This window comes from Zhongshania sp. (assembly GCF_041584495.1).
In the GTDB taxonomy this organism is placed as follows: Bacteria; Pseudomonadota; Gammaproteobacteria; order Pseudomonadales; family Spongiibacteraceae; genus Spongiibacter.
Genome location: NZ_JBFHDY010000203.1, coordinates 1 through 3,505, shown reverse-complemented (window position 1 = coordinate 3,505; position 3,505 = coordinate 1). Strand labels below are relative to the sequence as shown.

3 protein-coding genes and 1 pseudogene are annotated in these 3,505 nt (G+C 46.4%); 2 read left to right on the top strand and 2 right to left on the bottom strand.

Features of this window, described 5'->3' with window-relative positions; genetic code table 11:
• Nucleotides 1–91: pseudogene (locus ABYP33_RS18015) on the top strand (cytochrome c5 family protein); the annotation flags it as partial.
• Nucleotides 92–318: 227 nt separating this feature from the next.
• The gene (locus ABYP33_RS18010) at nucleotides 319–1,194 is read left to right on the top strand and encodes a serine protease (protein WP_373092624.1); all 876 of its coding nucleotides are present in this window, start codon (nucleotides 319–321) and stop codon (nucleotides 1,192–1,194) included.
• Here ABYP33_RS18010 and ABYP33_RS18005 read toward each other — a convergent pair.
• Both ABYP33_RS18005 and ABYP33_RS18000 read right to left on the bottom strand, forming a co-directional pair.
• Entirely contained in the window at nucleotides 1,189–1,995 is an 807-nt protein-coding gene (locus ABYP33_RS18005) for a hypothetical protein (protein ID WP_373092622.1), read from the bottom strand. The two genes, ABYP33_RS18010 and ABYP33_RS18005, sit on opposite strands and share 6 nt — an antisense overlap.
• Before the next feature lie 716 nt (nucleotides 1,996–2,711).
• A complete protein-coding gene (locus tag ABYP33_RS18000) occupies nucleotides 2,712–3,287 on the bottom strand; it encodes a hypothetical protein (protein ID WP_373092620.1) in 576 nt (191 codons plus the stop codon).
• Nucleotides 3,288–3,505 lie beyond the last annotated feature (218 nt).

Here is a 3,505-nt window from a genome sequence, read left to right as displayed (position 1 = left end):
CGGTATGATGCCAGCTAAGGGCTTGTGCATGAGCTGTTCTGACGATGAAGTGATAGCGGCAGTCGATTATATGATCGAAAACAGCAAGTAATCATTTCCGTGAGCGAATCAGCCGCGCTTTAGCGCGGCTTTTTTTTTTGCCTGTAGAAAATGCATGGTGCTGATTTACTGCATGACGCAAAAACGGATTTCCCTTAGTTTTCGTATAATGTGCATATAACGGGGTAAGTTATATGCACATGTTGAACCAAGAACAAGCGGATACTGCTCATCTGCTGTAGTATTTATTGTTATTAGCGCCCAATAAGAGGACTAAAAGTGACTAAGCAATGGATGATGTTAATAGCAATAATAATGTTAAGTGCCTGCGGGGGATCATCATCTACCTCCAATACGACTAAGCCTGCGACATTGCCGAGCAATACCAGCTTACCGATAAGCCAAGGTGTGCCAGTGGCCAGCCAAATTCGCCCAGGCGTTGAAATTACTGCTGATGGCAGCAGCTGTACCAGCAATTTCCTGTATTCTCCTAACGCGCAAACGGTTTATATCGGTGTGGCTGCCCATTGTTTCAGCACAGATACGAACTCTGGCGTTGATCCTTGTGAGAGTAGTAATTTGGCGATTGGCTTTAATGAAATCAGTATTGAAAACGCCAGCCAGCGCGGTGAACTAGTTTATAGCAGTTGGCGAGCGATGCAGGAGTCGGGCGAAACGCCGGGCTCAAATACTTGCGTTTACAATGATTTCGCGCTGGTAAAAATTCACCCCAGCGACTTCGCGAACGTCCATCCAGCGGCAATTGCCTTTGGTGGGCCGACCGCCTTGCTCACCGGCTTGGCAACTGTTGGTGATGACATTTTTTCTTATGGTCAATCGCCGCTGCATTTTGGTGTTCGCAATAGAGAAGCCAAGCAAGGGCAGATTACTGGCGTGCTAGGAAATGGCTGGGCCTACGAAATAGTGACAGACACTCCGAGTTTGCCCGGCGACAGCGGTGGGCCAATATTCACGGCCGCCGGCAAGGCCTTAGCGGTGACCAGTGTGCTGTCTGTTGGCTTGACCGTAAATCCTGTTAACAACGGTGTGGTAAATCTTGAACGAGCATTAAAGTACGCTAAAGACGGGGGGTTTATTAACGCCAGCACAACATTGCTTACCTGGGCAGATTTTTACTCGACAGGTGATTTATAAAGCATGGCTTGGCGGTGTTAGCTGTGGTGTTAATTGGAAGCTAAGTTGGCATTTTTTGTTTTCGAGCAACGCAAGCTGACCTTGAAGCGGGGCAATAGTGCGCCGCAAAATGTCATTGTCGGCAATGTGATTTAGCGATCGATAAACTCCTTTGTTGTGGGCGCCGAGATTAATAAATAAACGTCCAGCGTCATAAGCGATATCAAAACTAATATTGCTGATGTCGGGCACCTGGCAGCTAAGTTTAGCCAGCTCTCTTAGCCCTGACGATACGGCTTTGTATATTGGATACTCAAGGCTTAAGGAATTTTCGGATAAGTTTGCCGTCCAGTTTAGGATAAGATCTCGCCGCTCTAGACGCTGTTCTAACTCAGCTTGTAAATCTGCGATAAGTTCATGTAGTGCAATGCGGCGGCCGTACAAACCGCTGCTAACAGTGTGAGCTTCCGAGAGTACATTTCTTATGACTTCTTTAATCGGCCTGCAGTCATCATAACGGAGTGCCGGCGCTAGCGCTTCACCAATACTCCGTTGTATATCGTCGGTGAATAGCCTATTTAGTGCTTGTTGTTGACGGTGATGTTGCTGGCTATTGGTGATCAAACCCCGAGCAGTAAACAGCAGCGTATTTATTTTGTGTGCGTCGCTGCTGCTAAATAAGCGCTTGCCGTATTGCGCATATTCACAGCGAAGGCTACCTGGGCCTTTAAGTTGCGGGATATGGAGAAATTTTCCGCTAAGGCTGATTGTCGCGCTGGTGTAGCTGACTTCGTCAGCATGAACGGCCTGTGCTTGAAACAATTGATTGAGGAATGTTTGTCACGCGTAATCAATGTCGTTATCGCTGCCCTGGTAGTTGATGGCAGTGAACATAAGTAGCTCAGCGTTCGTAAAAGGCCGCCCAGCGAAAGCCTTCCTTGCATGAAAAATAGTGAGACATAAACCACATATTAAAATGAGTAATATAGGATGGGCAAACATTGGCCAATCATTGAGCTTCAGATAGTGATTTATAACGATGAGACAACAGCTTGCAGTCGACACCAGTAGTAATAGCAGACAGCGATGACGAGTAAGACTATTTAATTTGTACCGGCTCATGCTGAGGCCTAAACCGAATAAAATCCACAGTAATGCGCTTGTGTAATCAGTGCGTAGTAAATCTCCGAGATTTTCGGGGCTACTGCTCAGTTCATACAAGATAAAAAATAGTGATGAACATAAAAAGGCATAAAAACAACATAAAGCGGCGTTGTTGAGTGGGTTCTTCACACAGAGTCGAAACTGCAGCAAGGCTAGCACGGCAACGATAATAAGGGCGCCTGGAATAGGAAGCTGACGATTTGTTGGGGTGTTTAAGAGGCCTGCTTCCGCGGAGACAAACCATGCAAACATTAAGCAAAAGAGCGCTATATCAATGCTGTAGTGACCAATGCGCTTGGGGAAATGCAGTAAAAGGCAGATAAGACAGGTACTTAATAGTAAGTCAGCGAGAAATCGCACGTCACATAATATCACTAGTAGGGGTGCCGACATGGCGAGCTCGCGACTGCTGTACACGGCTGACGTGAGGCTGGCGGTAAATAGCGCGCCGCCGGCAAGAAACAAATAACGGTTAATGGCTGAGCGAGGATCCCGTAAAAAACAAGCATGCCTAAGTACCAGGCCGCAATCGCGACAAGAATGCCTTGCCAAAAATGCAGGGGTAAATTGCCAACGCTTCGGCACCGTTCTGTACTTACGGCAATGGTGTCGCCATCGACGGTGGTAAATTGCACATGCTGTGCTCTCAACGCCAAATAAAGCTGTTGTTGTCGGTGCAGGAACTGCCAATAGCTATAGTAGCTTTCGAATTCTCGATTTGGATAAGGCGCAAAATCGCTGGCTTGTAGGCGTATATCACCGTCAATAGTACGAATGGACGCAATAGGGGTTTTAAGGGAGAGCGCCTCAGCAATTGCATGACCTGCTGACCAGCTTAAATTTAAGCCACTGACAGGACTTTGGCAGGCGGCAATATTACTAAAAAAAATAGCAATAAGGGGGGCAGTACCAAGCCCAGCAATGTACTGGCGGGAATAATTTTTCTGCAACGCACTCACTTCTTTGAGTTTTGTTGTCTATCTGTGTTCCTATCATCCTCACGGGAAATCGTACATACATGTTTATATTTTCTATTTAAAGTAACATAAAAAAATTGCCTGTCACTTAGGGGTTTAGGATGAATAATTCAAAACAAGGATGTTTGAATTATAAAGTGTTAATTATTGAGGCGGATGCTGGTCTGTGCTGCTGGTTAAGCGCCCAGCTG